This window comes from Streptosporangium sp. NPDC048886 (assembly GCF_055586905.1).
This window is the reverse complement of the sequence record NZ_JBVJHH010000030.1, coordinates 64328-90961: the sequence shown is the minus strand read 5'-3', so window position 1 is coordinate 90961 and position 26634 is coordinate 64328. Positions and strand designations below refer to the sequence as shown.

Genomic DNA, 26634 nt, shown 5'->3' with positions numbered 1-26634 from the left:
ATGTCAGTGCTGGTGCTCGCCGTGCGAGCCGGCCGGGGACGGCGTGACCGCCGGTTCCGGAGCCGTGGACGGCGTGACCGCCGACTCCGGGCCCGAGGTCGTGACCGGGCCGGCGTGGGCGGTGAAGTCCGCGGTGCGGACGGTCCCCTCGTGCTGGAAGTCCAGGAACAGACGGTAGTCGCCCCGGCTGGGCACCTCGGCGTAGAAGACGATCTCCGGGCCCGGCTTGGTTCTGCCGTCGCCGGGCTCGCCGTCGGGGTGCACGTGCAGGTAGGCCAGGTCCCCGGCGCGCAGCGCGACGAGGTGGCCGTAGGCGCCCAGGTAGGGCTGCAGGTCGGTGACCGGCTCGCCGTCCTTGCTCACCTTCAGGGTGAGCTTGCTGGAGGCGCCGGGGACCAGGTCGCCGTCGAGGGTGACGGTGTAGCCGTCCACCTCGGCGGTACGGCCGGCCGCGGGCAGCGCCTTGGGCGCGTAGTCACCGGCCACGAGCAGGTCCGCGCCCAGCGTCAAGGCGCTGCCGCCGGTCGGGGCGACGTCGGCGAAGGCCCGGTAGGCGCCCGCTTCGGGCAGGGTCAGCTTCACCGACCAGACGCCGTCAGCGCCTTCTTCGGGGTGCAGGTGTTGGAAGCTGCCCAGATCCCTGGACACCACGATGAAGTGCAGCTTCTTGTCGTGCTGCACCTGGTAGTCGGTGACCGGCTTGCCGTCCGGACCGGTCACGGTGAAACGGAAGTCGGTGGGCTCGCCGGGCTTGATCGCCGCGGTGAGCGGGGTGAGGGTGTAGCCGTCCTGGGACACTTGGAGCCCTCCGGGGGTGGATGTCTTGGTGGTGGTCTGGTCCGGGGCCGGCTCCGTGTGGGCTCCGTGGCCGTCGGCCGTCTGGCCGGGGGAGGGGGTCGTGTGGGCCGGGTGGGGGGTCGCGGTGGGGGGCGTGCCGACCGCTCCCACCGCGTTTCCGACTCCCAGGGCTCCACCGAAGATCACGGCGAGTCCGAGGGCGTAGGCGCCGAGCTTCGCGGGTGTGTTCATGACGGGCTCACCACTCCGTACCCCGCCTCCTCGACGGCGGCGATGATCGCGGAGCCGTCGATCGGGCTGTCGCTGTCGACGGTGAGCAGGCCGGTGGCCAGGTCGACCTCGACGCCGGTCACTCCGGCGAGCTCGCCGACCTCTTCGGTGACCGAGCTGACGCAGTGGCCGCAGGTCATGCCCGTGACGGTGTATGTGGTGGTGGTCATGACGATCACTCCTCCTATGTGCCTTCGTGCTTCACGTGCTCGGTGTGCCGGTCAGGAGCGGACGAGGCGGGCGATGGCGTCGGAGGCTTCCTTGATCTTGGCCTCGGCCTCGGTGCCGCCCTTCGCGGCGGCGTCGGCCACGCAGTGCGCCATGTGCTCCTCCAGCAGGGCGATGGCGAAGGACTGCAGGGCGCTGGTGGCCGCCGACACCTGGGTGAGGATGTCGATGCAGTATTTGTCGTCCTCGACCATGCGCTGCAGCCCGCGCGCCTGGCCCTCGATCCGGCGCAGCCGCCGGAGGTGCTCCTGCTTGGTGTCGCTGTATCCGGCCATTCCCCGCCTCCGGTCGCTCTCGTTCTATCCGTAGTAACACCGTACCCCCCTAAGGTATTCCGAGGGTACGGGGGTGCCGTCCCCGGGGTGCGCGCGGTGCGCGCACCCCGGATGACTACACGCCGAGCGAGTCCGCCTGTGCCCCGGCCTCCACCCGGTCCGCCGACCTGGCCCTGCGCATGAGCAGCAGGGTGAGCACGGCTCCTGCGGCCGCGACCGCGCCGGCGCCGATGAAGGCGCCCTGGAAGCCCTCGGTCAGCCTGGGGAGATCTCCCAGCTCGGCGGCGCCCCGGGAGGTGGCGATCGCGGTCATGACCGCGAGCCCGAGGGCCGAGCCGACCTGGTAGGTGGTGTTGACGATGCCCGAGGCCAGGCCGCTCTCCTCCGGCCGCACCCCCGACATGGCCGACATCATCGCCGGGATGTAGGCCAGCGACATGCCGACCGCCGCGACCAGCGACGCCGGCAGCACGTCGGAGGCGAACGCCCCGTCCGGCCGTACCAGGGACAGTCCCGCCACGCCGGCGGCCAGCACGAGCAGGCCCAGGACGATGAGCGGCTTGGCGCCGAACCGGCCGAGCAGCCGGGCGGTGATGCCGATCATGAAGATCATGATCGCGATGGTCATCGGCAGCAGCGCGGCCCCGCTGGCGAAGGCGCCGTAGCCCAGGACCTGCTGCAGGTAGAGGTTGAGGATGTACCACATCGGGATCCACGCCGCGCCGAGCAGCGCCATCGCCAGGTTGGCCGGCGCCAGACCCGGGGTGCGCCAGATGCCCAGCGGCATGAGCGGCTCTCGGACGGTGCGCTGGATCACCAGGAACAGCGCCAGCAGCGCGATCGCTCCGGCCAGCTCCAGCAGCGTGGCCGGTGAGCTCCAGCCCTGTTCGGGAGCGCGCACGATGGCGTAGACGGCCAGCGCGATCCCCGCGGTGACCGAGACGGCGCCCAGCACGTCGACCGAGCCGCGCCGGCCCTGGACGGCGGGCAGCAGGGCGGGGACGGCGGCCAGGGTGGCCAGGCCGATCGGCACGTAGACGATGAAGACCCACGGCCAGCTCAGGTACTGCGTGATCACTCCGCCGAGGAACACTCCGGCGGTGCCGCCGGCCGGTGCGGCGGCGCCGTACAGGGCCATGGCCTTGCCCAGCTCGCGCGGGTTGTGCCCGAAGAGCATCATGAGCAGGGTCATCGAGGCGGGGGCGATGAGCGCGCCGCCGATTCCCTGGACGCCGCGGCCGACGATCTCGACCCAGGCGTTGCCCGCCGCCGCGGCGACGACCGAGCCGGCGATCAGGATGACCCAGCCGACGGTGAAGATCTTGCGGGCGCCGAGCAGGTCCGACAGCCGCCCGCCGAGCAGCAGCAGGCCGCCGAAGGCGATGACGTAGGCGTTGAAGACCCACTGCAGGTCGCCCTGGGAGAAGCCGAGGTCGCGCTGCATGTCCGGCAGCGCGACGCCGATGATGGAGGTGTCCATGATGACCATGAACTGTGCGGCGGCGAGCACGATGAGTGCCTGCCACCTGCGTGGATTGACGGCGTTCATGCCGCACTCCTGATTCCTCGCATCCTCGCCGGGTGGCAGGATGCGTCGTGGGGGTTGGTGTGATTGGAGTCGGACCGGCCCCGCGGGTGGGCGTGCACGCCGATGCGCGCCCACCCCCTGTTCTCCGGGACGCGCGGTCCCGGGACGTCTTCCCCGGGACGCGCCTTTGTCTAGGAGGCTGTCTGGGAGGCGCCGACGGGTGAGGCGCCGGCCAGCGTGTAGCCCGCCTGCTCCACCGCCGCGCGGATCTCCTCGTCGGAGAAGCCCGCTCCGCTGACGGAGACCGAACCGCTCGCCAGGTCGACCTGGACGCCGGTCACGCCGCCGACCTTGCCGATCTCGGAGGAGACCGATGAGACGCAGTGGCCGCAGGTCATCCCGCTGACCGTGTAGACGTTCGCGTCCGCGCCGCTCGCCGCCGCCTGCGTGGAGGCGCTGTCCTGGGTGCCGCACGCACATGCCGTGCACATGGGATTCTCCTCTCGCCTGTACCCCGGTGGGGTATCGCTGTGGCAGTAACATACCCCTAGGGGGTTTTATTTCTCAAGTCCGGCGCGAGGTGGATCTCCAGCGGGATCCCGCCGGGTGGATGCCCTGCGGCGCCGTGCAGGCGGGCCGTTCCGGGGGCCGGCGTCCGGTCCCTGCCGATCCCGCGGCCGAAAAGGCCGTCCGGCCGAGAACAACTCCGGGAGGCCGCGCATCTAACGGTTCATGATCAGAGTGTCAGCCAGGCGTGCGGCGGTCCCGGTGGTCGCGATCACGCTCACGGCTCCACCGGGCGACCGCCGCGCCGCCCGGCCATGAGCCGCCGATTGTGAGCAGTCGCTCGTGCGCGGTCGGCCGTGCGCGACCGGTTGTGAGCAGTCGCTCGTGCGCGGCCGACCGTGGGCGACCGGCTATGAGTCGCCGGTCGCGAGTCCGGCTGTGAGCCGTCGGCCGTACGCGGCCCGGCGGCCGGCGCACGGCCGTCCGGGGCTCCTCGGAGCTTCCTGAAACACCCGGCGGGGCGAGGGGCCTCGCCCCGCCGGGGATGTCGTCTTCTTTCCATGTCGCGAGCGCGCAGGGGCCGCTCGCGCCCATTGATGGAGCAAACGCTTGCTTGTTATACGACGGGGGACCATCGGCCTGGGCGTCCTCACCCTGGCCTTCCTGACCTTTCTGACCCTCCTGGCCTGCGGGCCGGCCAAGCTCTCCCTGGCCGAGAGCCGGGGCAAGGTCACCTGCCAGGGTGACCAGTTCTCCACCGTGCCGGCGACCGACGCGATGAGCGGACGGCTCGCCTTCGTCGGTCTGCCCCCGGTCGACCTGGGCAGGGACATCGACTGGCACACCGACCCCTACGGAAACCGCTCGTGGGCGCTGAACCTGCACACGCTGCGCTGGATGGGGCGGCTGGTCGTCGACTACGAGGCCACCGGGCGGCGCGACCGCCTCGACCGCGCCGTCGAGATCGCCAGGGACTGGGTGCGCGACAACCCGCGCGGCGGGCCCGGCACCAGCGAGTGGGCCTGGGCCGAGCACCCGGTCGCGCTGCGGGCCCCGGCCCTGGTCTGCCTCAGCGCCCACGTCAAGGATGACTGGCTGGCCGCCACGCTGGCCGAGCACGCCGAGATCCTGGCCGACGCCGCCCTCTACAAGGGTGGCCACAACCACGGACTGGACCAGGACATCGCACTGCTGGCCATCGGCTGCCGCTTCGGTGAGCAGGACTGGACGGCCCTGGCGCTGCGCCGGATGAGCGCCTCGGCCAGGCTCGCGATCGACGGGCAGGGCGTGCTGCGCGAGCAGGCTCCCCGCTACGGGGTCTACGTCCACCAGCGGCTGGGCGTCGCGATGGAGGAGGCCCGCGACTGCGGGGTGGCGGTCCCCGCCGACCTCACCCGGCGCCGGCGGTCGCTGGAGACCTACGTCGCCCACGCCACCCAGCCCGACGGCCGCCTGGCACCCATCGGCGACAGCCCCGCCGACCTGCGCCCGGAGGGATTCCCCGCCGACCGGCAGACCGTGAAGGTCTTCGACGGCGGCTACGTCTTCGGCCGGACCGCCTGGAACGACGCCGGCTCGGCCTACTACTCGATCCGGTTCGGCCCCGGCCGCGCACTCCACGGTCACGAGGACCACCTCGGCGTGACCTACCACGCACAGCGGCGCGACCTCCTGGTGGAGGCGGGCTTCCACTCCTACGAGAAGACGCCCTACCAGAAGTGGACGCTCTCGCCGCAGGCCCACAACGTCCCCGTCGTGGTCGGCGCCGGCTTCCGGGAGGGCACGGCCGCGCGCCTGCTGCAGGCGGCCACGGGCCCCGGCCGGCAGTCCTTCCGGCTCACCGACGACGCCTACGGCGTCAGCCGTACCCGGTCGGTGCTGGTCGAGCACGGCGGCGACCTGATGGCGGTGCTCGACACGGTCCCGCCGGGACGGCAGGTCCGCCCGCTGTGGCACCTGGGGCCCGGGCTCAGCGCGACCGCCGTGGCGGGCGGCAGGGTGGTCCTGGCCGACGGGCGGTGGAAGGCGTCGCTGCTCCAGCTCCGGCTGCCCGCGTGCACGCCGGTCGGCGGTCAGTCGGTGCGCCCGGAGGAGATCTCGCCCGGCTACCTGAGGAGGGTCGTGAGCCCGACGGTGCTCTCCCCGGCGGCGAGGGCCCTGCTGACCGTGATCGTGCCGGGCACCGCCGACCCGGAGGTCTCCTGCTCCGGAGGGAGGGTGCGGGTCCGCACCGCCGCGGGCGCGGTCTCCTTCACGGCCGACCTGTCCAGAGGACTCGCCTGAGACCTTCCCGGCCGGCCGGCCGGCCGTCCGTCCGCGTCCGCGGTCCGGCGGCCGGCCGGTCACACCCCGCCCTCGTGCGTCGCGGTCTGCGCCTTGGCCAGCTCGGAGTGGCGGTAGGAGTAGGCGAAGTACACGACCAGGCCGATCAGGAACCACACCGCGAAGCGCACCCACGTCTGCCACTGCAGATAGGTGATCAGCCAGAGCGAGAAGACGACGCCGATCGCGGGCACCACCGGCATCCCCGGGCAGCGGAAGGTCCGCGGCAGGTCGGGCTGCCGGTAACGCAGCACGATCACCGCCGTGCACACGACCGCGAAGGCGAGCAGGATGCCGATGTTGGTCAGCTCCGCCGCCTCCCTGATGGGCAGGAAGCCGGCGATGAGGGCCGAGGCGATGCCGATGATCCACGTCACGCGCGTCGGCACGTGCCGTGTCGGGTGCGTCTTGGCGAACCACTTGGGCAGGAGCCCGTCGCGGCTCATCGAGAACCAGACGCGGCTCACGCCGAGCATGAACGTGAACATCACGGTGAGGATGCCGATGATCGCCCCGACCGCGATCACGTCGGCCAGGCGGCTCAGGCCCACCGACTGGAACGCCGTGGAGAAGCCGCTCTCCTTGTCGATCTCCGTGTAGTGCTGCATGCCGGTCAGCACCAGGCAGGCCAGCACGTACAGGACCATCGAGATGGCGAGCGAGTAGACGATCGCCTTCGGCATGTGGCGCTGGGCGTCCTTGGACTCCTCCGCCGCCGTGCTCATGGCGTCGTAACCGAAGACGGCGAAGAAGACCGTGGCCGCCCCCGTGATGGCGCCCCCGATGCCGTAGGGGAAGAACGGTGTGTAGTTGTCGGTGTTGATGTAGAAGAAGCCCACGATGATGACCAGCAGCACCACGGCGACCTTCAGCCCGACGACGGTCGTCTCGAACCGGGCGGCGTTCCGCATGCCGAGGTTCAGCAGGTAGGCGATCAGCAGGCACAGTATGGCGGCGAACAGGTCCACCCGGTGCCCCCCGCCCGTCCCCGGGGCCCCCAGCATCCAGGCGGGCAGCTGCGCGCCCAGGTCGCTGATCAGGAACGAGAAGTATCCGGAGATGCCGATGGCGACGACCGCGACGATGGCGGTGTACTCCAGCAGCAGGTCCCAGCCGATGAACCAGCCCGGCAGCTCGCCGAGGACCGCGTAGCCGTAGGTGTAGGCCGACCCCGCCTTCGGGATGAGCCCGGCGAACTCCGCGTAGGAGAGCGCCGCCGCCGCGCTCGCGATCCCGGCGATCAGGAACGACACCACGACGGCGGGACCGGCCGTGCCGTTGGCGACCGTGCCCGCGAGCGCGAAGATGCCCGCGCCGATGATGCCGCCCACCCCGATCGCGGTGAGCTGCCACAGCCCCAGCACACGGGTGAGCTGCTCGGTCTTGTCACCCTCTGGTTCTTCGATGTGCTCGATGGGTTTACGGCGCAGTACGCCGGATCCCGTCTGGAATATGGCCATGAAGCATCCCCCCGCACGGCCGCAGCGGATCATGTGGACCGATATCGGACCTGCTGAAGGGCTCTTACCCCGTTTCACCTGCGCCGATGCTGCGCTTACCGGAGCCGGGCGGCCGGGCGGGTCCCTGCGCCCCGGGGGATGGCGCGAGGCCGGGCCGGAGGCCGCTCCTCCGTATCCCGGGCGATCGGCAGATCCGGCCGTTACTGTGGGGAGAGCCGTTCCATTTCCGGTCCGGGGGCCGTGAGCGCGATCACGCACACTTCGACACCGTCATGAGTGAGGCATGAGTGAAGCCACCGTTCGCCGCCTTCCGGCTCCGGATCATGTTCGTCTTCCTGGCGGTGGCAGCCTCCGTGCTGGGCTGCGTCGGCATGCGGACCTACCTGCTGTCCAGGCCCGAGTTCGCGCGGTCGCCGCTGGACACCGTCTACTACGTCCTCCAGCTGTTCGTCCTCGACCCCACCCCCCTCGACGGCACGGCCCCGCTGCCGTGGACGCTGGAGGTGGCCAGGTTCATCGCGCCCGCTGTGACGATCTACGCCCTGTTCGAGGCGGCCCGGCTCATGCTCGCCGGTGAGATCCGGCGGATCCGGGCGCGGGAGGCGCGGCGGCACGCCGTGATCTGCGGGGAGAGCCCGATGACGCGGGGGCTGGTCGAGCGGCTGCGCGCCGCCGGGCGCGACGTCGTGGTGATCACCTCAACCCCCGTCACCCTCCTGGACGACCCCCGCGTGCTCCACGTGGTCGGCGACGCCCGCAACCCCGCCGTGCTCAAGGCCGCCGGGGTCGCCAGGGCCGAGGTGCTCTACGCCTGCGAGCAGGACAGCTCCACGAACACGGGGATCGCCCTGGCCGCCCACGGTGTCCGGCGGGCCGCGCCCGGCCCGCTGGCGGCCTACGTCCTCATCCCCGACCCCGATCTCTGCACCGCGCTGCGCGCCCGGCGGCTGGGCGTGGCCGATCCGCCCGGTCTCCGGCTCGACTTCTTCAACCGCGACGAGCTCGCCGCCCGGGTGCTGCTGGACCGCGACCCCGTCGGTGAATGCCTGCCGATCATGATCTTCGGCCTCGACGGCTTCGGCCGCGCGCTGCTCATCGGGCTGGCCCGCCGGTGGCGGCTGCGCTCTCCGCAGTCGCAGCCGAGACTGCCGGTGACCGTCGTCGACACCGACGCCGACGCGGCGCTGGCCACCATGCGGCGCAGATACGACTTCGTCGACTCCGCCCTCGACCTGACGGCCGTCCACCCCAGCCGGCTCGACTCCGAGGGCTACCGGTTCCCCGGCGTGCCGCAGCGGGTGTACGTGTGCTATCCCGACGAGGACCTGGCCCTGAAGACCGCGCTGACCACGTTGCGGCTGTGGACCGGCACACCGCGCTCGCTGGTGATCCGGGTCGAACGGCAGGGGATGTTCGACCAGGCGTTTCAGGGGGTCAGCCTCCTGGATAACCTGGCCGGCCTCCTGCAGGTGTTCGCCGTCACCGACGAGGCCGGTGATCCGCGCCTGATCGCCGAGGACCTCATCGAGCAGCTGGCGCGGGCCATCCATGAGAACTACGTCTACGACTGCCTCCAGAACGGCGACTCCCTGGAGACCAACGACTCACTGCTCCCGTGGCCGGAGCTGCCCGAGACCCTCAAGAAGGCCAACCGCGGCCAGGCCCAGGACATCGGCCGCAAGCTCAAGGCCGTCGGCGCCGTCCTCGCCTCGCGGGTCAACCCCGAGCTCGGGTTCACCTTCACCGACGCGGAGATCGAGCGGCTGGCGGCCATGGAGCACCGGCGCTGGATGGACGAGCGCGCCGCGGAAGGCTGGACCCACGGCCCCTCTCGCGACACCGTCCGCAAGCGGCACCCCGACATGGAGGACTGGGCGCGCCTGCCCGAGTCGTCCAAGGAGAAGGACCGCAACGTCATACGCCACCTGCCCGCCGTGCTGGCCATGGCCGGCTTCCAGATCGTCCGCATGGAGGGGAGCCCCCGGGAGATCGCGCCCCACCGGTGACGAGGACGCGGCCGGTCAGCGTGGTTCGGGGGTGAACCGGAGGCCGAGCTGGACGTACGGTTCCAGCTGGTCGAAGTAGACGCGCTGGCTGATGACGAGGCCGTCGGCCAGCGCGAAGATCCAGCAGCACCGCACGCTGACGCGGCGGCCCGTGGCCGGGAGCACCTCGCCCCCGGTCAGCAGGAAGGGCTCGGTCTGGGTGCCGGTGACCGTCCCCTCGACCACCACGAGGTCGCCGCACGCGGTCTTCTCCCAGACCACTATGCGTATGTCGGGGAAGCTCTCCCAGATGTGCGCCTGGTAGGAGCAGATCTCCTCCGGCCCCTCCCCCTGACCCTGCGGACCCACGTGGACCGCGTCCGGGTGGTAGCACCGCAACGACGCGTCCAGATCATGAGCGTTGTAGGCGCTGAACAGCCGATCCACGGTGTCGGGCATCGCGTGACCTTCTTCCCCCGCCGATGGGATCACGGTGCCGGGGCGCCGGCGGGGTTCCACTCCGGCGGGCCCTGCCGGGCCGCCGCGACCGCCGGCGATCCGCGGCGCCCGGCCCGCCGAGGAGCGGCGCCGGCCTGCCTCCCCCCAAGCTCACTGTACGGCCCGCCGGATCGCGTCCGTCGAGGTGAGTGCCGCCGCGGGGGCCTCCCGGCCGCGGACGATGGCCGTGGCGTCCGCCGGGATCTCCATCCGCAGCGTCAGCGTCCCGCCGCTGATCGACCAGTCGCTGAGCGCCCTGCCGTACGGCGTGCGCAGATCGGCCTCGCCCGAGGTGGGGCCGCCGCCGGGGCGCGGCGCGATCGTGATCCGCCGGTAGCCGGGCTGCTCCCACCCGGACGGGCCGCTCATCGCGGGCGGCTCGATGGCGTGCCGGCCGGCCCGGGACTCCCGCCGCGCGGCCGGGCCGCCGTCACCACCGGCCGTCAGAGGCTCCCGCCCCCGCGGCGGCCGGAGTGGGCGCGGTGATGCCCGCCAGGCGGGCCAGACGGCGGTAGGAGTCGAGCCGCTCGCCGTGGTCGAAGGTGTTCATGGTGACCAGCACCTCGTCGGCGCCGCTCCGCGCGACCAGCCCCTTCAACGCGAGCGCGACCTCCTCCTGCGTGCCGTGGATCTGCCCCCGCAGCGCCTCCTCGAAGAGGGCGCGTTCCCGCGCCGTCATGTCCGAGGAGAGGATCTCCCCGGCCGGGGCGAGCGGAGGGAAGACGCCGCGGGTGCGCGAGACGGCGGTCGCCCACGCCTCGGGCGCCTGCAGCCGCCGGGCCGCCTCGGTGGTCCCGGCGACCGCGATGCCGGCCGCGACGACGACGTACGGCCGCGCCGACCAGGCCGAGGGCCGGAAGCCCGCACGGTAACGGGCGATCGCCTCCAGCATCCGCTCCTGCCCGCCCGCCGCCGCGATCACCAGCGGCAGCCCGTGCCCGGCCGCGATGTCCGCTCCGGTGCCCGTGGCGAGCACGTACGCGGGCACCCGCAGCCCTTCGGACGGGAACGCGTGCACCCCCGGATGTGCCTGCTGGTCGCCGGTGAAGTAGCCGAGCAGCTCGGTGAGCTGGGCCCCGAAGTCCTCCGCGTCGCGCTTGTCGTGGCCCAGCGCGCGCCGTATGCCGCCGGTGAAGCCGACCGACCGGCCCAGGCCCATGTCGATACGGCCCGGGTAGAGCGACTCGAGGACGCCGAACTGCTCGGCGACGACCAGCGGCGGGTGGTTGGGGAGCATCACCCCGCCGGTGCCGATCCGGATGCGGGAGGTCGCGGCGGCGACGGCGGCGGCCAGGACGGTCGGCGCCGAGCCCGCGGCCCCGGGCACCCCGTGATGCTCCGACACCCAGAAGCGGTGGTAGCCGAGGGCCTCGGCCTCCTGGGCGAACCGTACGGTCTCGCGCAGCGCCTGCGCGTGGCCGTGCCCCCGCCGGGCGAGGGAGCGGTCCAGGATCGACAACCGTGTTGCCGGCGATGCTGCGTTCACCCTCACTTCAACACCTTCGCCCCCCGGGGATTCCCCGGCCGCCGCCCGCGGCACCCGGACCGGTGGGAGGCGGAGGGGCGGAGCGGCCGGGGAGACGGAGGGCGGGAGACGAGAGTGGGAGGCGGGGGGCGGGGGCGGAGGGGTCGTGCGGCCTGACCCGGCGGGTCCCGGGGTCACGGCCCGCGCCCGTCCGGGCCGGAAAGAACCGTTGATTCAAGCGCTTGGTTTTCGCATATGACCCGACGAGAAATTCCGGTGCGGTGGCCGGTGTCCGGACATGGCCGGCGGATATGTCTGCTGGTCGCATTGTTTACTGACTCGCGGAGTGGGTGTTTACGGCCGGAGCCGCATGCGCCGACGTGACTTGAGAAGGCATACCGAGCGGGCCGGGGCGCGCCTGTCATGATTTGACACTAACACGGGACCCCGGGGCTGCGGCGGTCGTTGGCGGGAGGCCGCGATCCGGCCGCCGGCACCGCAACCGCCCGTCGACAGCCCGTCTGAGCTGGTATTTCAGGATGCCGCGACGGCCCGCGTGTGGCGCTCCGGGAAGTGTGGGATTCCGCTTAATTCGCCGATCTGCGGCTCCGGCGATGCAGCGCTTATCTCAACAGAATTCCCATTGATTCGCGGCGTGAGATTGTCGTCTGACCAAAGTATTTGACATTGGGACATTGACTGATGATATGCGGCTATCTACTCTCGCGATGTCCGGTAAATTACAGAGGAGTGGCCGATGAAACGCCTCCGAAATCTCGTCCTCGCCGTGACCGCCGTCGTGCTGGCACTCGCCTCCGTCCCGACCTCCGCCTGGGCGGCCACCACCAAGATCCACAGGAACGACCAGTTCGGCGCGCTCTACTCCGGCAAGGTCAGGGCGACGTTGATCGGCAACGTATCGATCAGCACCTCACTCGCCACCGCCACCTGTAACGTCGGCGTCATCGACGGCACCGTGCAGTCGGACGGCACCGCGCTGAACGTCTCGGCCTACAACTTCAGCAACAGCCCCGGCCCGCAGTGCCCCAACAGCGCCGGCGGCCAGTCCACCGTGACCGCGGTCGGGCTCCCCTGGAACAACGGCAACGTCACCTACGCCCCGATCCCCAACGGCCGCGACGGCACCGTAACCCTCAACAGCGTCAAGGTCTCCTCGGTGAGCACCGGCTGGTTCGGCACCATCAACTGCACCTACCGGGGCTCCGGCGCCGGCAACAGCATCGTCCTGGACGCCTTCAACCCCACCAACGCCAACCGCCCGCAGCCCGTGGTGCAGGCCCAGGCCAGAGCTGTCAACTACAGCCTCAACAAGGACAGCGGCAGCTTCCTGTGCCCCGGCACGGCCACCTTCAGCGCCACGTTCCAGCTTCTCGGTGAGACCACCGCCAACTCGGGCGTCTACGACCAGAAGCTCCACCTCACCTCCTGAGAACCCCTGAGCGGTCCCGTCCGCCCGGCAGGGCCGGCCCGCCTCTCCCGCACCCGCGCGAGAGGCGGGCCATGACGTCCGCGGCCCGCGCGGCCCGTGCGCACCGCACGGGCCGCCCTCCGCCGCCGGGAGCCCCGATGCCACAAGGTCCGATGCCACAAGGTCCGATGCCACAAGGTCCGATGCCAGGAGGTCAGGTGCCACGAGGTCAGGTGCCGGCAGGCGCGGGGGCCGGGCTAGACGCGGGCGCACGCGCACAGCGCCTCCGGGTGGCCCGCGGCCTGACAGCTCAGCGCCCGCGCGGCCTGGTAGACGCAGAGCAGGGCCCAGATCTCCTGGGCCACCATCTCCGGGCTCCGCGAGCGCAACACGGCCGCCGGTCCCCGGCGGCCGGAGCAGAGCCAGGCCAGCGCGCTGTCCAGGACCCACCGCTCGGCATAGCGCGCCGCCAGCTCGGCGGCGGACGCCTGCTCCGGGTCGACCAGCGTGGTGATCAGCCATTCCGTGCCCGGCAGGGGGATGACCCGCAGGGGCGGGCCGCCCAGGCCGACCGGCCGGGACAGGTAGGAGCCGTCCTCGAAACCGCGCCCTACGGGGAGCGCGTCGGCTCCGGTCATCCCCCACAGCAGGTGCGTGCCGGTCTCGACCGCCTGGCGCCACAGGTCGAACCCCCGCGAGCCGGAACGGGCGAGCAGTAACATGTCGGACTCCAGGCAGCGCAGCAGCCTCCGGGCCAGGGTGTCCTGCTCCACGGCCGAACCGCCGAACGTCGCGTCGATCAGCGCGTGCGTACCGTTCTCGGCCACGGCCACCACACGGACGCGGGGGAGGCCGGCCGCCCCGGCAGGATGGCCGAAGGCCGAGTTGTCATGGGTCTCGGGGACGACCAGCGTCGTGCCGTCCATCGTGACCAGCCGGAGGCCGGCCAGCCACGACCTGGGGGCCTGGGGGTGCGCCACCGGGCCGCTCACCCGGTAGAAGAGCACGCGCAGGGGTTCCGCGCCGAGCCGTGCGCGGGCCCGGCTGATGGCCGAGGCGCTGGGCGGCTCCCAGGTGTGGACCCAGCGTGACCGCCACGCCAGGCCGTTCAGCAGCAGGCGCATGACCTGGTCGTAGTTCTTGTCGGAGAACAGGCACAGGGCCAGCACGTAGTAAATCGTCAGACGGGCCGGCAGCGCCCGCCGCCGCCGCTCCGCGCATCCGCAGACCTCTATCACCTCGTCGAGCAGCGATGTCGGAAAGACAGATGTGAGAAAACCGATCGACAGCTGATCTGCCAGCCGACCACCGCCTGACGGAGTCTTCACCTGCGTAACTCTGCCTGAAAGCGCGCCGTGCACGTTATAAGCAAGTGCCTGACTTTTCCGGTGAACCGCGTCGAGATTGACAAGTGACAAGCGCTTGAGGAAAGCGCTGTCACAGGCGAAACATCGGCACCCCGCGGGCTACGTCCGGGGGCCCCGGACGGGCGGCCGGAGGCCGGTGGCGGAGGGCCGGACGGCCGGGGGTTGGGGGGCCGTCCAGTTGGCCAGGAGCCGGAGCGCCGTCTCCGAGGGGCTGCCGGGTTCGGTGGTGTGGACGCACATGGTCTGGTCGGCGTCGCCGGGGAAGACGACCGACTCGTAGGACAGGACGAGCTCGCCCACGACGGGATGGTGGTAGCGCCTGGTGCCGTGGGTGCGCTCACGGAGGTTGCGGTCGGCCCACCAGGTCCGGAACTCCTCGCTCTTGACGGCCAGCTCGCCGACGAGCTCGGCGAGCTGCGGGTCGTCGGGGTGGCGGCCGGCGTCCAGGCGGAGGGCGGCGACGGTCTCGGCGGCGACGGTGTCCCAGTCGAGGTAGAGGTCACGCGCGGCCTCGTCGAGGAACATGTGGCGGGCCAGGTTGCGCTCGCGCTGCGGCAGCGCGTCGAAGTCGGTGATCAGGGCGCGGGCGAGGCGGTTGGCGGCCAGCACGTCCGTGCGCCGGCCGAAGATGAGCGCCGGGGCCACGCCGGCCAGGGCCTCCAGTATCCGGTGCAGCCCGGGGCGCACGCGCTGCGGCCGCGCGGGCGTGCGGCGGCGGGTGGGCCGGGGCGTGGAGCGGCCGAGCTCGAAGAGGTAGGCGCGCTCCACCCCGTCCAGGCGCAGCGCGCGGGCGACGGCGTCCAGGACGCTCTCCGAGACGTTGACGTGGCGGCCCTGCTCCAGGCGGGTGTAGTAGTCCACGCTGACGCCGGCGAGGTGGGCGAGCTCCTCCCGGCGCAGGCCGGGCACCCGGCGGGTGCCGCCGGTGGTGGGCACGCCCGCCTGCTGGGGGCTCAGGCGCGCGCGGCGGCTGCGCAGGAACTCCCTGAGCTCGGCGTTGTGGTCCACGTTCTCCAGTGTGCGCCCGCCGTCGTCACCGGGCCGCCCCGAGGGCGGGCCGGGCCGTACGGGCGCGCTCAGGCGGACTGACGGACCACCAGGGTGGGTTCGAAGATGACCGAGGTCACCTGCCGGCCCGGCTGGTCGATGTGGGCCAGCAGCAGGCGGGCCATCTCGGCCGCCATGTCCTCCACGGGGTGGCGGACCGTGGTGAGCTGCGGCCGGCAGGCCAGCGCCGCGCTGCTGTCGTCGAAGCCGACCACGGCGACGTCGTCGGGCACCCCGCGCCCGTGGTGGCGCAGCACGAGCAGGGCCCCCTGGGCCATCAGGTCGTTGGCGACGAAGACACCGTCGATCTCCGGATGCTCGGCCAGCAGCCGCTCCATGGCCGCCTCGCCGCTGTCGTGGGTGAAGTTCCCCTCGACGCAGGGGATGTAGGGGTGGCCGTGCATGGCCATCGCGTCGCGGAAGCCGGCCAGGCGGTCCTGGCTGGCGGGGACGTCGAGGGGGCCGGAGATGGTCGCGATGCGCCGGCAGCCGCGGGCGATCAGGTGGTCGGCGGCCAGTTTCGCCCCGGCTCTGTGCGCGACGTCGACGTAACTGATGGGGATGGGCTCGGCGGGCCTGGCGAAGAGCACGGCGGGCAGTCCCGAGCCGACGAGCAGCCGCGGCAGCGGATCCTCGGCGTGGGTGGAGACCAGTATCGCTCCGTCGGCGTTGCCCTGACGGAGATATGTGATCACCTGGGCGCGGGACTCGGAGGTCTCGGCGAACATCAGGGTCGGGTAGATGGCGCGGGGGCGGAGGAAGCCGACGATGCCGCTGGCCACGCGGCCGAAGAAGGGGTCGGCGAAGACCTGGCTGGGGAACGGGTCCTGCTCGCTCTCGCCGCCCGCTCCGGAGACCACCAGCGCGATCGCCCCGGTGCGTCGCGTGACGAGGGAGCGCGCCGCCTGGTTGGGGACGTAGCCGGTGGTGGAGATGGCCTGCCTGACCGTCTCCTGGATCGCGGGATCGACGTTGCGGATGCCGTTGATCACGCGGGAGACGGTGGCGCGGGAGACACCCGCAACTCGGGCCACGTCTTCCAGCGTGGGAGACCCCGATGTCAGCGGGAGATCTTCGCTCATACGGCCTTTATAGCACAGCGGGAGAGCGCTCTCCCGGCCGATGCGCCGGAGCCCGCGGAGTCCGCGGGAAGGCGGGCGCGGGGGCCATGATCTGCGGCGCCGTACGGCGGGCGGCCCCTCCCCGCCGGAGCGCGGCGAGGTACCGTCGTCTTATCGAATCTCAGCCACCGGGGGAGCCGCTATGCCAAGCGATCCCGACCACGTGCTCGACGCCATCGACGGAGTCGTCGACGAGTGGCTCGCCATGAGCGAGGACTCCATGCGCTGGGCACCACCCGAAAAAGCTCCGCCGAGGCGGCAGCTCGCATTACCGGCGCCGCCCCTGCCGGGGGTCTCCGCGGAGTTCATGCATGACGTCGGCGTCGTGTTCGGCGCCCAGGCGCAGGCCGTGGTGGAAGCGGTGACGGAGGTCTTCCGCCCGCTGGGCGAGGGGCTGGTCGGCGCCCTCGCCGCGGTCCTCGACAGCCCCGCCGTACGGCAGCTCGTCGAGCTGGTCGACCCACCCGAGGAGCGCGCGTTCCCCGACCCGGTCGAGGGCGGCGAGCACCGGGACGGACTGTCGCCGGACGAGTATCCATAACGGGCGTGCGCCCGTTGTCCGGATGGGTATCCATGGCGGGCGGGCGTCCGCCGCCCGGGTGATCCGCGATCCGTCGGCGGCGCGCCCGGCGCCGTGGCGCGCCCGCCCCGCTCCATGCGGTCCGTCACAGACTCCGCGGCAGCTCGTAGGTCTCGGCGACCAGCTCGTAGGAGCGGATCCGGTCCGCGGTGCTGTGGACCAGCGTGGTGATCATCAACTCGTCGGCCTCGGTGCGCTTGCGCAACTCCTCAAGACCCGCCCGCACCTGGGCGGGGTCGCCGTGCACCACGTTGGACAGGTAGTCGTCCATGATCTGCTGCTCCACCGGGCTGTAAGGGTAGGCCTCGGCCTCCTCGGGGGTGGGGACCGGCTGCGGGGCCCCGCGACGCAGGCGCAGCATGGACAGCCCGCCCGAGCGGGCCATGCGGAGCGCCTGTTCCGGGGTGTCGGCGGCGACGGCGGAGACGCCGATCATCGCGTACGGCCGGTCGAGCACCGCCGAGGGCTGGAAGGCCGAGCGGTAGAGGTCCAGGGCGGGGATGGTGTTCGCCGAGCTGAAGTGGTGGGCGAACGCGAACGGCAGCCCGAGCAGGCCGGCGAGCTGGGCGCTGAAGCCGCTGGATCCGAGGAGCCAGATCGGCGGCCGGCCCGACTCGGGCGACCGCGGAGTGGCCACGACCTTCTCGAGCGGATGGCCCGCCGGGAACGCGCCGTCCAGGAAGGCGGTCAGCTCGGCGAGCTGCTCGGGGAAGTCGTCGGCGTCCAGGCCGTGGCGGCGCAGCGCCCGGGCCGTGGCGGGGTCGGTGCCCGGAGCCCGGCCGAGCCCGAGGTCGATGCGGCCCGGATGCAGCGCGTGGAGGGTGCCGAACTGCTCGGCGACGATCAGGGGCGCGTGGTTGGGCAGCATCACGCCGCCGGAGCCCAGCCGGATGTTCGTGGTCGCCGCGGCCAGGTGGGCGATCAACACGGCGGGGGAGGAACTGGCCACCGAGGGCATCCCGTGATGTTCGGCGACCCAGATCCGGTGGTAGCCCAGCTTCTCCGCCCGCCTGGCCAGCTCGGTGCTCGCCCGCAGGGTCTCGGTGGCGCTGACACCCGAACCGACCGTGGCCAGTTCGAGGATCGACAGGGGGACGTCGGAGGTGCCGCGGGCCACGCCACGGATGTTGTCTTCAGCCATGACAACGGCAACCCCGGCTAAGCGGAGGTTTATTCCGGTTAGTCGGGACAGGTGAGATCAGACCGCGGCTGAGCGCCGGCCGGGCGGGACGGCCTTGGCGAGCAGGAAGTCCTCCACGACGAGGGTGGCGGCGCCCAGGGCGACCGCGTCGGGGCCGAGGCGGCCCAGCACGATGGAGGCCGAATCGTAGGGCTGGGTCAAGGAGTTCGTGGCGGCGGATCTCCTGATCCTCGTCAGGTGGTGCCGGCCCATCAGGAGCCCGGCCCAGCCGCCGATGACGATCCGCTCGGGGTTGAACAGGTTGATCAGGTTGGCCAGGCCGGCGCCGAGGTAGTCGGCCGTCTCGTCGATGACGGGGCCTCCGGCGGCGACCAGCTCGGCCAGCACGGCCTGCTCGTCGGCGACCTCGGCGGACAGGCCGGCCCGTTCCAGGATGCTCTCGGCCCCGATGTAGGACTCCAGGCAGCCGCGGCCGCCGCACCGGCAGGGCCGGCCCCCCATCGTGATCTTCGTGTGCCCCCACTCGCCGGCACTGCTGTTGACGCCGCGGTAGGGGATCCCGTCGGTGATGACGCTGGCCCCGACCCCCGAGCCGATCAGCGCGACGATGGTGTGCCGCGTCCCGCGGCCGGCGCCGAACCACAGCTCGGCCTGGCCCATCGTCCTGGCGCCGTTGTCCACGTACAGGGGGAGCGAGGTGCCCGCGCGCAGGAGCGTGCCGAGGGGGACCGCGTCCCAGCCGAAGGTCTGGGCGTGGATGAGCGCTTCGGGCCCGCTCTCGACGATGCCGGGGACGCCGATGCCCACGCCGAGCACCTGGGCGGGATCGACGGCGCCGGTGGCGAGCACGGCGTCGATGCCGGACAGGATGTGCCGCACGACCAGGTCGACGTCGTGCCGGGCCGGGCGGAGGGGGTATTCGGCCCTGGCCCGCTCGTTCATGTCCAGGTCGAACAGCTCGACCTGGACATGGGTCTCGCCGACGTCCACCCCGATCGTGTATCCGAACTCCGGGTTGACGCGGAGCAGCACCCGGGGGCGCCCGCCGTCGGACTCCACCAGGCCCGCCTCGACGACGACGCCGTCGGTGATGAGGTCACCGGTCACGTTGCTGACCGAGGCGGCGCTCAGGCCGGTCAGCTCGCTGAGCTCGTGGCGGCTGGTCGGGCCTTCGAAGTAGAGCGTGCGCAGCAGCACCGCCCGGTTCCCCCGGCGGAGATCGCGCACTGTTCTGCGTTCGGCCCTGACCATGATCTTCCTTCCCCCAGCCTCCGGCCATGTTAGATCAGGCCCTGAAATAAGTCATCCAGAGCCGTCACGGTCCCCACCGGATCCGGCCGCACCCGCTGTGACCTGGCCCCGGCCGGGGGCCGATCAGTGGCCTGTCCCTCGTGAGGTGATTAGACCAGATGGATCGGGGGCAGGACACGCAACATGGCACAGGGGGGATGGATCTCCCGCTGGCCGGTGATCCGCCAGCTCAGGGGAGAGGACGGCAGGGGCGACGCCGCCCGGTCGGCACGGACCGACGCGCTGCGGCCCCGGACCGAGGAGGCGGACACGGTCGCCAGATCGATCTGCCCCTACTGCGCGGTCGGCTGCGGCCAGCTCGTCTACGTCAAGGACGGCACGGTCACCCAGATCGAGGGCGACCCCGACTCGCCGATCTCGCGCGGGCGGCTCTGCCCCAAGGGATCGGCGAGCAAGCAGCTCGTCACCCACCCCGGCCGGCAGACCCGCGTGCTCTACCGGCGGCCGCACGGCACCGACTGGGAGCCGCTGGACCTCGAGACCGCGATGGACATGATCGCCGACCGGGTGCTGCGGACCCGGCGGGAGACCTGGCAGCAGGAGGAGAAGGGCAGGGTCGTACGGCGCACCATGGGCATCGCCAGCCTGGGCGGGGCGACGCTCGACGACGAAGAGAACTACCTGATGAAGAAGCTGTACACCGCCCTCGGCGCGGTCCAGGTGGAGAACCAGGCGCGTATTTGACACTCCTCCACCGTCCCCGGTCTGGGGACCAGCTTCGGGCGTGGTGGCGCTACGGACTTCCAGCAGGATCTGGCCGAGTCCGACTGCATCGTCATCCAGGGCTCCAACATGGCCGAATGCCATCCGGTGGGCTTCCAGTGGGTGGTCGAGGCCAGAGCGCGGGGGGCGAAGGTCTTCCACGTCGACCCGCGCTACACCAGGACCAGCGCGCTCGCCGACAAGCACGTGCCGATCCGCGCGGGCAGCGACATCGTCCTGCTCGGCGCGCTGATCAACCACGTGCTCGCCAACGGGCTGGACTTCCGCGAGTACGTCCTGGCCTACACCAACGCCTCGACGATCGTCTCCGAGCGCTTCCAGGACACCGAGGACCTGGACGGGCTGTTCTCCGGCTTCGACCCGGACACGCGCAAGTACGACCCGTCGAGCTGGTCCTACGAGGGCGCGCACGAGGAGGCCGCCGCCGGGCTGCGCGACGAGCAGTTGGAGGGCGGCCCCCGTCATGCCGAGGCGGCGGGTTCTGACCAGTACGGCTCCGGCGGCGCCGCGATGCTCGCCAGGCCGCCCACCGACCCGACGCTGACCCACCCGCGCTGCGTCTACCAGATCCTCAAACGGCACTTCGCCCGCTACACCCCGGAGACGGTGGCCGAGCTGTGCGGCATCTCCCGGGAGGACTTCGCCGAGCTCGCCGGGGCGGTCACCGCGAACTCCGGCCGGGAGCGGACCACCGCGTGGGTCTACTCGGTCGGCTGGACCCAGCACTCGGTGGGCGTGCAGTACATCCGCACGGCCGCGATCCTGCAGCTGCTGCTGGGCAACATGGGCCGCCCCGGCGGCGGCATCCTGGCGCTGCGCGGCCACGCCAGCATCCAGGGCTCCACCGACATCCCGACGCTGTTCAACATCCTGCCGGGATACCTGCCGATGCCGCACGCCCACCGGGACGAGGGGCTGGCGGAGTATCTGGCCGGGGTGGGCGCCGACACCGGTTTCTGGGGCCGCAAACGCTCCTACATGGTGAGCCTGCTCAAGGCGTGGTGGGGCGATGCGGCCACCGAGGACAACGACTTCTGCTTCGGCCACCTGCCGCGCCTGACCGGCGACCACGGCCACTTCACGACCGTGATGAACCAGATCGACGGCACCGTGAAGGGCTACTTCGTGGTGGGGGAGAACCCGGCGGTCGGCTCCTCCGGCGGCCGGGCGCAGCGGCTCGGGCTGGCCAACCTCGACTGGCTGGTGGTGCGGGACCTGACGCTGGTGGAGACGGCCACCTTCTGGAAGGACGGCCCCGAGCTGGAGACCGGGGAGATGCGCACCGAGGACATCGGCACCGAGGTGTTCTTCCTGCCCGCGGCCAGCCACGTGGAGAAGGAGGGCACCTTCACCAACACGCAGCGGCTGCTGCAGTGGCGGGAGAAGGCGCTCGACCCGCCGGGCGACTGCCGTAGCGACCTGTCGTTCTACTACCACCTCGGCAAACGCATCAGGCAGCGGCTGTCCGGCGACGAGATCGACCGGCCGCTGCGCGAGCTGACCTGGGACTACCCGGAGGAGGGCGAGCACCGGGAGCCCTCGGCGGAGGCGGTGCTGCGCGAGATCAACGGCACCGGTCCCGACGGGCGGGCGCTGTCGGCCTACACCGAGCTCAAGCCCGACGGCTCCACCCGGTGCGGCTGCTGGATCTACTGCGGGGTCTACGCCGACGAGGTCAACCAGGCGGCCCGCCGCAGGCCGCGCGGCGAGCAGAGCCGGGTCGCGCCCGAATGGGGCTGGGCGTGGCCGGCCAACCGGCGCATCCTCTACAACCGGGCCTCCGCCGACCCCGAGGGCCGCCCGTGGAGCGAGCGCAAGGCCTACATCTGGTGGGACGCCGACAGGGGCGAATGGACCGGGGACGACGTGCCGGACTTCGAGAAGGACAAGCCGCCGGACTACCTGCCGCCCGAGGGCGCCGGCGCCGAGGACGCGCTGGCCGGGACCGACCCGTTCATCATGCAGGCCGACGGCAAGGGCTGGCTGTTCGCCCCGGCCGGACTGGCCGACGGGCCGCTGCCGGCGCACTACGAGCCGCACGAGTCGCCGGTGCGCAACACGCTGTACGGCCAGCAGGCCAACCCCGCGCGCAAGATCTACCACGGCCCCGAGACGCCCTACAACCCGCCGTTCTCGCCGCGCTTCCCCTACGTGCTCACGACCTACCGGCTCACCGAGCACCACACCGCCGGCGCCATGAGCCGGCCGCTGCCCTACCTGGCCGAGCTCCAGCCGGAGCTGTTCTGCGAGGTCTCCCCGCAGCTCGCCGCCGAGGCGGGGCTGGTCAACGGGGGCTGGGCGACGATCGTGACCTCGCGCACCGCGATCGAGGCCCGAGTCCTGGTGACCGAGCGCGTCCGGCCGCTGCGGATCGAGGGCCGGCCGGTCCACCAGGTCGGCCTGCCCTACCACTGGGGCTGGGGCAGCGGCGGCCTGGCCACCGGTGACGTCACCAACGACCTGCTGCCCATAGTGCTCGACCCGAACGTCTACATCCAGGAGGGCAAGGCCATGACCTGTGACCTGCGGCCCGGTAGGCGTCCCCGGGGAGAGGCCCTGCTCGCCCTGATCAAGGAGTACCGCCATGACTGAGCGGATGGGGTTCTTCACCGACACGAGCGTCTGCATCGGCTGCAAGGCGTGCGAGGTCGCCTGCAAGGAATGGAACGACGTCCCCGACGACGGCTTCGTCTTCCGGGCCACCTCCTACGACAACACCGGGAGCCTGGGGGCGAGCACCTGGCGCCACGTGGCCTTCATCGAGGAGCTGAGCCGGGTGCCTGCCGGCCCCGGGCAGAGCGGCGACGGCGGGTCCGAGGGGATCGAGGGCTGGCTGATGTCATCGGATGTGTGCAAGCACTGCACGCACGCCGCGTGCCTGGACGTCTGCCCGACCGGGGCGCTGTTCCGCACCGAGTTCGGCACGGTGGTGGTGCAGGCGGACATCTGCAACGGCTGCGGCTACTGCGTGCCGGCCTGCCCCTACGGCGTGATCGACCGCAGGGAACGCGATGGCCGGGCGTTCAAGTGCACGATGTGCTACGACCGTCAGCTCGGCGGGCTGGAACCGGCCTGCGCCAAGGCCTGCCCGACCGACTCCATCCAGTTCGGGCCGCTGGAGGAGCTGCGGACCCGCGCCGAGGAGCGGGTGGAGCGGCTGCACGAGGAGGGCAGGCCGCAGGCCCGGCTGTACGGCGCGAGCCCCGGCGACGGGGTGGGCGGCGCCGGCGCGTTCTTCCTGCTGCTGGCCGACCCCGAGGTGTACGGCCTGCCCCCCGATCCGGTGGTCACCACCAGGGACCTGCCGACGATGTGGCGGTGGGCCGCGGGGGCGGCGCTCTCCCTCGTCGGCGCGGTCGCCGTGTCGTTCCTGGGGAGAGGTTGATGGGCGGGGCCGGCGCCCGCGGGCGCCGCCGGGGGTGGCGGCGGTGACGCGGGAGCGGGAGATGGTGCCGGAGGCGGAGTTCCGGTCCTACTACGGGCAGCCGGTGATCAAACCCCCGGTCTGGCACGAACCCCACATGCCGACATACCTCTACCTGGGTGGCCTGTCCGGGGCGTCGTCGGTGATGGGGGCGGCGGCCCGGCTCTCCGGGCACGGCCGGCTCGCGCTCACCGCCGGGGTCACCGCGGCGCTCGGAGCCACCGCCGGGGCGGCCTTCCTGGTCGCCGAGCTCGGCAGGCCGGAGCGGTTCCTCAACATGCTGCGCGTCTTCAAGCCCACCTCGCCGATGAGCATGGGCTCCTGGATCCTGGCCGTCCACGGCGGGCTGACGGCGGTCGCCGCCGCCTCCGAGGTCGCCGCCCGGCCCGCCTCCCGGGTCGCCGGCGTGCGGCCCGCCGCCCGGCCCGCCTCCTGGCTCGCCGCAGCTCGGCCCGCCGCCCGGGTCGCCGGCGCCCGGCCTGCCTCTCGGGTCGCCGGTTCCCTGCCCTCCGCGGTCGCCGCCGTGCTGCCTCTCGCGGGCGGCGCCGCGAGCCTGGTCGCCGGGGTGGCCACCGGGCCGCTGATGGCCACCTACACCGCGGTGCTCCTGGCCGACACCGCCGTGCCCGCCTGGCACGAGGCGCACCGGGAGCTGCCGTTCATGTTCGCCGGGAGCGCGCTGGCCAGCGCGGGAGCCGCGGGCATGCTGGCCACGCCCCGCGCGGAGGCGGGCCCGGCCCGTGCCGTCGCCGTGCTCGGCGCCGCCGTGGAGACGGCCGCCGGTGCGGTGCTGGAGCGCCGGCTCGGCCTGGTCGGCGAGCCGTACCACCAGGGGAAGGCGGGGCGCCGGATGCGGGCGGCCCGCGTCCTGACGGCGGGCGGCGGCCTGCTCGCCACGGTCGCCGGCCGCAGCCGCGCCCTCACCGCGCTGTCCGGTCTCGCCCTCAGCGCGGGCTCGCTGCTGCTCCGCTTCGGCGTCCTGGAGGCCGGCAGGGCGTCGGCCGCCGACCCGAAGTACACGGTGGTGCCCCAGCGGCGGCGCCTGGAGGCCGGAGAGCCTGCCTCGCTCCCGCCGCCGGCCCGGACCTGGCCGTAGCGACCCGGCGGCCCAGCCCCGCCCGGCCTGGCCGCTCGCCCGCAACGGTCCGGCGCGGGCGGCCCTGCCAGGGAGGGCTCAGTGCGGGCGTGGGCGGGCCTGCCCGGAGGGCTCAGCGCAGCCGCAGGGCCGGGCCGTCGAGGGGGACGAGCTCGCCGATGACCGGGGCGCCGGGGATCTCGCCCGCCACCAGCAGGCCGCCGGAGGTCTGGGCGTCGGCCAGCAGCAGCAGGTCCTCCTCACCGATGCGGCCGGGATCGAGGTGGGACTCCACCCAGGCCAGATTGCGCCGGGTGCCGCCGCTGACATAGCCGTCCCGCACCGCCTCGCGGGCCCCCTCCAGGTACGGCACGGCCGCCACGTCGACCACCGCCGTGACACCGCCTGCCCTGGCCAGCTTGTACAGGTGGCCGAGCAGGCCGAATCCGGTCACGTCCGTGGCGCACCCGGCGCCGGCGGCGAGCGCCGCCCGGGAGGCGTCCCGGTTCAGCGTGGTCATCGCGGCGACCGCCTGCGGGAAGACCTCGCCGGTCGCCTTGTGCCGGGTGTTGAGCACGCCGACGCCGAGCGGCTTGGTGAGGGAGATCGGCAGCCCCGGCCGCCCCGCGTCGATGCGCAGCAGCCGGTCGGGATCGGCCAGGCCGGTGACGGCCATGCCGTACTTCGGCTCCGGGTCGTCGACGCTGTGGCCCCCCGCGACGTGACATCCCGCGGCCCCGGCCACGTCCAGGCCGCCGCGCAGCACCTCCTTCACCAGATCCATCGGCAGCCTCTCGCGTGGCCAGCCGAGCAGGTTGACCGCCACCAGCGGTTCCCCGCCCACCGCGTAGACGTCCGACAGGGCGTTGGCCGCCGCGATCCGCCCCCAGTCGTAGGGGTCGTCCACCACGGGCGTGAAGAAGTCGGCCGTGGCCACGATCGCCCGGCCCCCCTCGATGCGGACCACGGCGGCGTCGTCCCCGTCGTCGAGCCCGATGACCAGCTCTCCGGCGGGGGAGGGGAGGTTCCGGCGGTCCGGTCGAGCCCCGTCGAGCAGGCCCGCGACGACCTCCTCCAGCTCGCCGGGTGGGATCTTGCAGGCGCAGCCGCCCCCGTGGGCGTACCGCGTCAGCCGGACCGCCTCCCGCGCCGGCCCCCGCGAGGAGGGGGGAGCGGAGACACCCCGCTCAGCTGCTCTCGCCATGCGGCACTCCCTGCTAGGTCTGCGACGGTCCACGTGGGGGGAGCGCGGCGCGCCGCCCCCACACGTGCTGCCTGGGGCTTTACCCGTCTGCTGTTAGGTTCTCCCCTGGAGGCGTGTGGGCGCCTGGTGGCCCCCGCGGTCTTCAAAACCGACGAGGCCGAGGTTCTCGGCCTGGCGGGTTCGATTCCCGTCCGCCTCCGCCACCTGGGAAACGCGCGAGAACCGGAGAGGGCGACCGCGCCGGTTCGACCGCCTGGTCCGCATTCTCCGCGGGCCGGGCGGGGGGCATGCGGACAATGTCTCAGGGGCCGCCTCATACGGTGATGATGGATAGCGGGAGTTCTTTCTGTCCATAAGCGGACAAATATGGATGAATCATTGCCGGTCCCATCGAGTCATACAAGGATGATCTCGACCTGGAGCGCCCATTCGGCGGCGGATCCACGGCAGAAGGGAACCCCCCCACATGAGATTCAAAAAGGCCCTGACCGTCGCGACGACCCTCGCTCTGTCGTCCGCCCTGACGCTCACCGCGACCGCGACTCCGGCTCATGCCGTGACCTGTAACAGGGGATGGTCCGCCGACCTGCACACCGCGTGGATCGACTGCGACAACGGCATGACCACGGGCAGGTTCCGCCTCAAGGCGCTGTTCTGCAGCGGTACCGGATGCTCCTGGAGATACGGGCCCGACAGGTATTACCAGGGGGGAGGCGCGTCCTCGCACACGGACGCCATCTGGGTGGACACCAACAACATCACCTACGAGGACCGCGGACCGGGTTCGCTCACGTCCGACTGACCGGCGCCCCGCCCGTCCTCCTCGCGGGCGGGCGGGCTCCCTGCGGCCGGAGCCGGGCGCGTCCCGGGCGGAGG

Annotated in this window: 23 protein-coding genes and 1 tRNA gene; 9 read left to right on the top strand and 15 right to left on the bottom strand. The window is 72.3% G+C overall.

Features of this window, described 5'->3' with window-relative positions; translation table 11 throughout:
- Nucleotides 1–3: 3 nt before the first annotated feature.
- From ACZ6R6_RS32190 to ACZ6R6_RS32170, 5 genes are all read right to left on the bottom strand, one after another.
- Complete coding sequence (locus tag ACZ6R6_RS32190; protein ID WP_470099714.1) at nucleotides 4–1029, bottom strand: hypothetical protein; 1026 nt, start codon at nucleotides 1027–1029, stop codon at nucleotides 4–6.
- Entirely contained in the window at nucleotides 1026–1238 is a 213-nt protein-coding gene (locus tag ACZ6R6_RS32185; protein WP_470099712.1) for a heavy-metal-associated domain-containing protein, read from the bottom strand. Before ACZ6R6_RS32185 ends, ACZ6R6_RS32190 begins: the two co-directional genes overlap by 4 nt.
- Before the next feature lie 51 nt (nucleotides 1239–1289).
- Nucleotides 1290–1571: a metal-sensitive transcriptional regulator gene (locus ACZ6R6_RS32180; RefSeq protein ID WP_470099711.1), complete on the bottom strand. Its 282-nt coding sequence runs from the start codon at nucleotides 1569–1571 to the stop codon at nucleotides 1290–1292.
- 115 nt (nucleotides 1572–1686) lie between these two features.
- Entirely contained in the window at nucleotides 1687–3120 is a 1434-nt protein-coding gene (locus ACZ6R6_RS32175) for an MFS transporter (protein WP_470099710.1), read from the bottom strand.
- Between the two features lie 170 nt (nucleotides 3121–3290).
- Complete coding sequence (locus tag ACZ6R6_RS32170; protein ID WP_470099708.1) at nucleotides 3291–3590, bottom strand: heavy-metal-associated domain-containing protein; 300 nt, start codon at nucleotides 3588–3590, stop codon at nucleotides 3291–3293.
- Between the two features lie 625 nt (nucleotides 3591–4215).
- Between ACZ6R6_RS32170 and ACZ6R6_RS32165 the strand changes: the two genes are divergently transcribed.
- The gene (locus ACZ6R6_RS32165) at nucleotides 4216–5889 is read left to right on the top strand and encodes a heparinase II/III family protein (protein WP_470099706.1); all 1674 of its coding nucleotides are present in this window, start codon (nucleotides 4216–4218) and stop codon (nucleotides 5887–5889) included.
- Nucleotides 5890–5948: 59 nt separating this feature from the next.
- Here the strand turns inward: ACZ6R6_RS32165 and ACZ6R6_RS32160 are convergent, their stop codons facing one another.
- Nucleotides 5949–7388 (bottom strand): amino acid permease, encoded by a 1440-nt coding sequence (locus tag ACZ6R6_RS32160; RefSeq protein WP_470099704.1) that lies wholly within the window; start codon nucleotides 7386–7388, stop codon nucleotides 5949–5951.
- A 287-nt stretch (nucleotides 7389–7675) separates the two neighbouring features.
- On the opposite strand from ACZ6R6_RS32160, the gene ACZ6R6_RS32155 reads away from it, so the two are divergent.
- A complete protein-coding gene (locus ACZ6R6_RS32155) occupies nucleotides 7676–9394 on the top strand; it encodes a RyR domain-containing protein (protein ID WP_470099702.1) in 1719 nt (572 codons plus the stop codon).
- A gap of 15 nt (nucleotides 9395–9409) precedes the next feature.
- Here ACZ6R6_RS32155 and ACZ6R6_RS32150 read toward each other — a convergent pair whose 3' ends face one another.
- The 3 genes from ACZ6R6_RS32150 to ACZ6R6_RS32140 form a co-directional block, all read right to left on the bottom strand.
- A complete protein-coding gene (locus tag ACZ6R6_RS32150; RefSeq protein WP_470099700.1) occupies nucleotides 9410–9832 on the bottom strand; it encodes an ester cyclase in 423 nt (140 codons plus the stop codon).
- Between the two features lie 150 nt (nucleotides 9833–9982).
- A complete protein-coding gene (locus ACZ6R6_RS32145) occupies nucleotides 9983–10240 on the bottom strand; it encodes an alpha-L-rhamnosidase C-terminal domain-containing protein (RefSeq protein WP_470099698.1) in 258 nt (85 codons plus the stop codon).
- A 61-nt stretch (nucleotides 10241–10301) separates the two neighbouring features.
- Nucleotides 10302–11357, bottom strand: coding sequence for an MsnO8 family LLM class oxidoreductase (locus ACZ6R6_RS32140; RefSeq protein ID WP_470099696.1), 1056 nt, complete (start codon nucleotides 11355–11357; stop codon nucleotides 10302–10304).
- A gap of 736 nt (nucleotides 11358–12093) precedes the next feature.
- Between ACZ6R6_RS32140 and ACZ6R6_RS32135 the strand changes: the two genes are divergently transcribed.
- Entirely contained in the window at nucleotides 12094–12786 is a 693-nt protein-coding gene (locus ACZ6R6_RS32135; RefSeq protein ID WP_470099694.1) for a hypothetical protein, read from the top strand.
- Nucleotides 12787–13022: 236 nt separating this feature from the next.
- On the opposite strand, the gene ACZ6R6_RS32130 is transcribed toward ACZ6R6_RS32135, so the two are convergent.
- The 3 genes from ACZ6R6_RS32130 to ACZ6R6_RS32120 all read right to left on the bottom strand — a co-directional run bounded on the left by ACZ6R6_RS32130 (nucleotide 13023) and on the right by ACZ6R6_RS32120 (nucleotide 16261).
- Entirely contained in the window at nucleotides 13023–14093 is a 1071-nt protein-coding gene (locus ACZ6R6_RS32130; RefSeq protein WP_470099692.1) for a transposase domain-containing protein, read from the bottom strand.
- A gap of 138 nt (nucleotides 14094–14231) precedes the next feature.
- The gene (locus ACZ6R6_RS32125) at nucleotides 14232–15140 is read right to left on the bottom strand and encodes a helix-turn-helix transcriptional regulator (RefSeq protein WP_470099691.1); all 909 of its coding nucleotides are present in this window, start codon (nucleotides 15138–15140) and stop codon (nucleotides 14232–14234) included.
- Nucleotides 15141–15208: 68 nt separating this feature from the next.
- Nucleotides 15209–16261, bottom strand: a complete 1053-nt coding sequence (locus ACZ6R6_RS32120; protein WP_470099689.1) for a LacI family DNA-binding transcriptional regulator — start codon at nucleotides 16259–16261, stop codon at nucleotides 15209–15211.
- Between the two features lie 181 nt (nucleotides 16262–16442).
- Between ACZ6R6_RS32120 and ACZ6R6_RS32115 the strand changes: the two genes are divergently transcribed.
- Nucleotides 16443–16841 (top strand): hypothetical protein, encoded by a 399-nt coding sequence (locus ACZ6R6_RS32115; protein ID WP_470099687.1) that lies wholly within the window; start codon nucleotides 16443–16445, stop codon nucleotides 16839–16841.
- 124 nt (nucleotides 16842–16965) lie between these two features.
- On the opposite strand, the gene ACZ6R6_RS32110 is transcribed toward ACZ6R6_RS32115, so the two are convergent.
- Together ACZ6R6_RS32110 and ACZ6R6_RS32105 are read right to left on the bottom strand one after the other, a co-directional pair.
- On the bottom strand, nucleotides 16966–18021 hold the full coding sequence (locus ACZ6R6_RS32110; RefSeq protein WP_470099685.1) for an LLM class flavin-dependent oxidoreductase: 1056 nt from the start codon (nucleotides 18019–18021) through the stop codon (nucleotides 16966–16968).
- Between the two features lie 57 nt (nucleotides 18022–18078).
- Nucleotides 18079–19272, bottom strand: a complete 1194-nt coding sequence (locus ACZ6R6_RS32105; RefSeq protein ID WP_470099683.1) for an ROK family transcriptional regulator — start codon at nucleotides 19270–19272, stop codon at nucleotides 18079–18081.
- Nucleotides 19273–19455: 183 nt separating this feature from the next.
- Between ACZ6R6_RS32105 and fdh the strand changes: the two genes are divergently transcribed.
- Genes fdh through nrfD form a run of 3 tightly spaced genes read left to right on the top strand, consistent with a single transcriptional unit; the run spans nucleotide 19456 to nucleotide 24575 of the window.
- On the top strand, nucleotides 19456–22647 hold the full coding sequence (gene fdh / locus ACZ6R6_RS32100; RefSeq protein WP_470099681.1) for a formate dehydrogenase: 3192 nt from the start codon (nucleotides 19456–19458) through the stop codon (nucleotides 22645–22647).
- The gene (locus ACZ6R6_RS32095; RefSeq protein ID WP_470099679.1) at nucleotides 22640–23440 is read left to right on the top strand and encodes a 4Fe-4S dicluster domain-containing protein; all 801 of its coding nucleotides are present in this window, start codon (nucleotides 22640–22642) and stop codon (nucleotides 23438–23440) included. Before fdh ends, ACZ6R6_RS32095 begins: the two co-directional genes overlap by 8 nt.
- 43 nt (nucleotides 23441–23483) lie before the next feature.
- Nucleotides 23484–24575 carry an NrfD/PsrC family molybdoenzyme membrane anchor subunit gene (nrfD, locus tag ACZ6R6_RS32090; protein ID WP_470099677.1) on the top strand — a complete coding sequence of 364 codons (1092 nt, stop codon included), beginning with the start codon at nucleotides 23484–23486 and terminating at the stop codon, nucleotides 24573–24575.
- A gap of 112 nt (nucleotides 24576–24687) precedes the next feature.
- Here nrfD and selD read toward each other — a convergent pair whose 3' ends face one another.
- Complete coding sequence (selD, locus tag ACZ6R6_RS32085) at nucleotides 24688–25758, bottom strand: selenide, water dikinase SelD (protein WP_470099675.1); 1071 nt, start codon at nucleotides 25756–25758, stop codon at nucleotides 24688–24690.
- Nucleotides 25759–25865: 107 nt separating this feature from the next.
- Here selD and ACZ6R6_RS32080 point away from each other — a divergent pair.
- Both ACZ6R6_RS32080 and ACZ6R6_RS32075 read left to right on the top strand, forming a co-directional pair.
- Nucleotides 25866–25961: transfer RNA gene (locus ACZ6R6_RS32080), tRNA-Sec, on the top strand.
- Between the two features lie 263 nt (nucleotides 25962–26224).
- Nucleotides 26225–26560: a hypothetical protein gene (locus ACZ6R6_RS32075; RefSeq protein ID WP_470099673.1), complete on the top strand. Its 336-nt coding sequence runs from the start codon at nucleotides 26225–26227 to the stop codon at nucleotides 26558–26560.
- Nucleotides 26561–26634 lie beyond the last annotated feature (74 nt).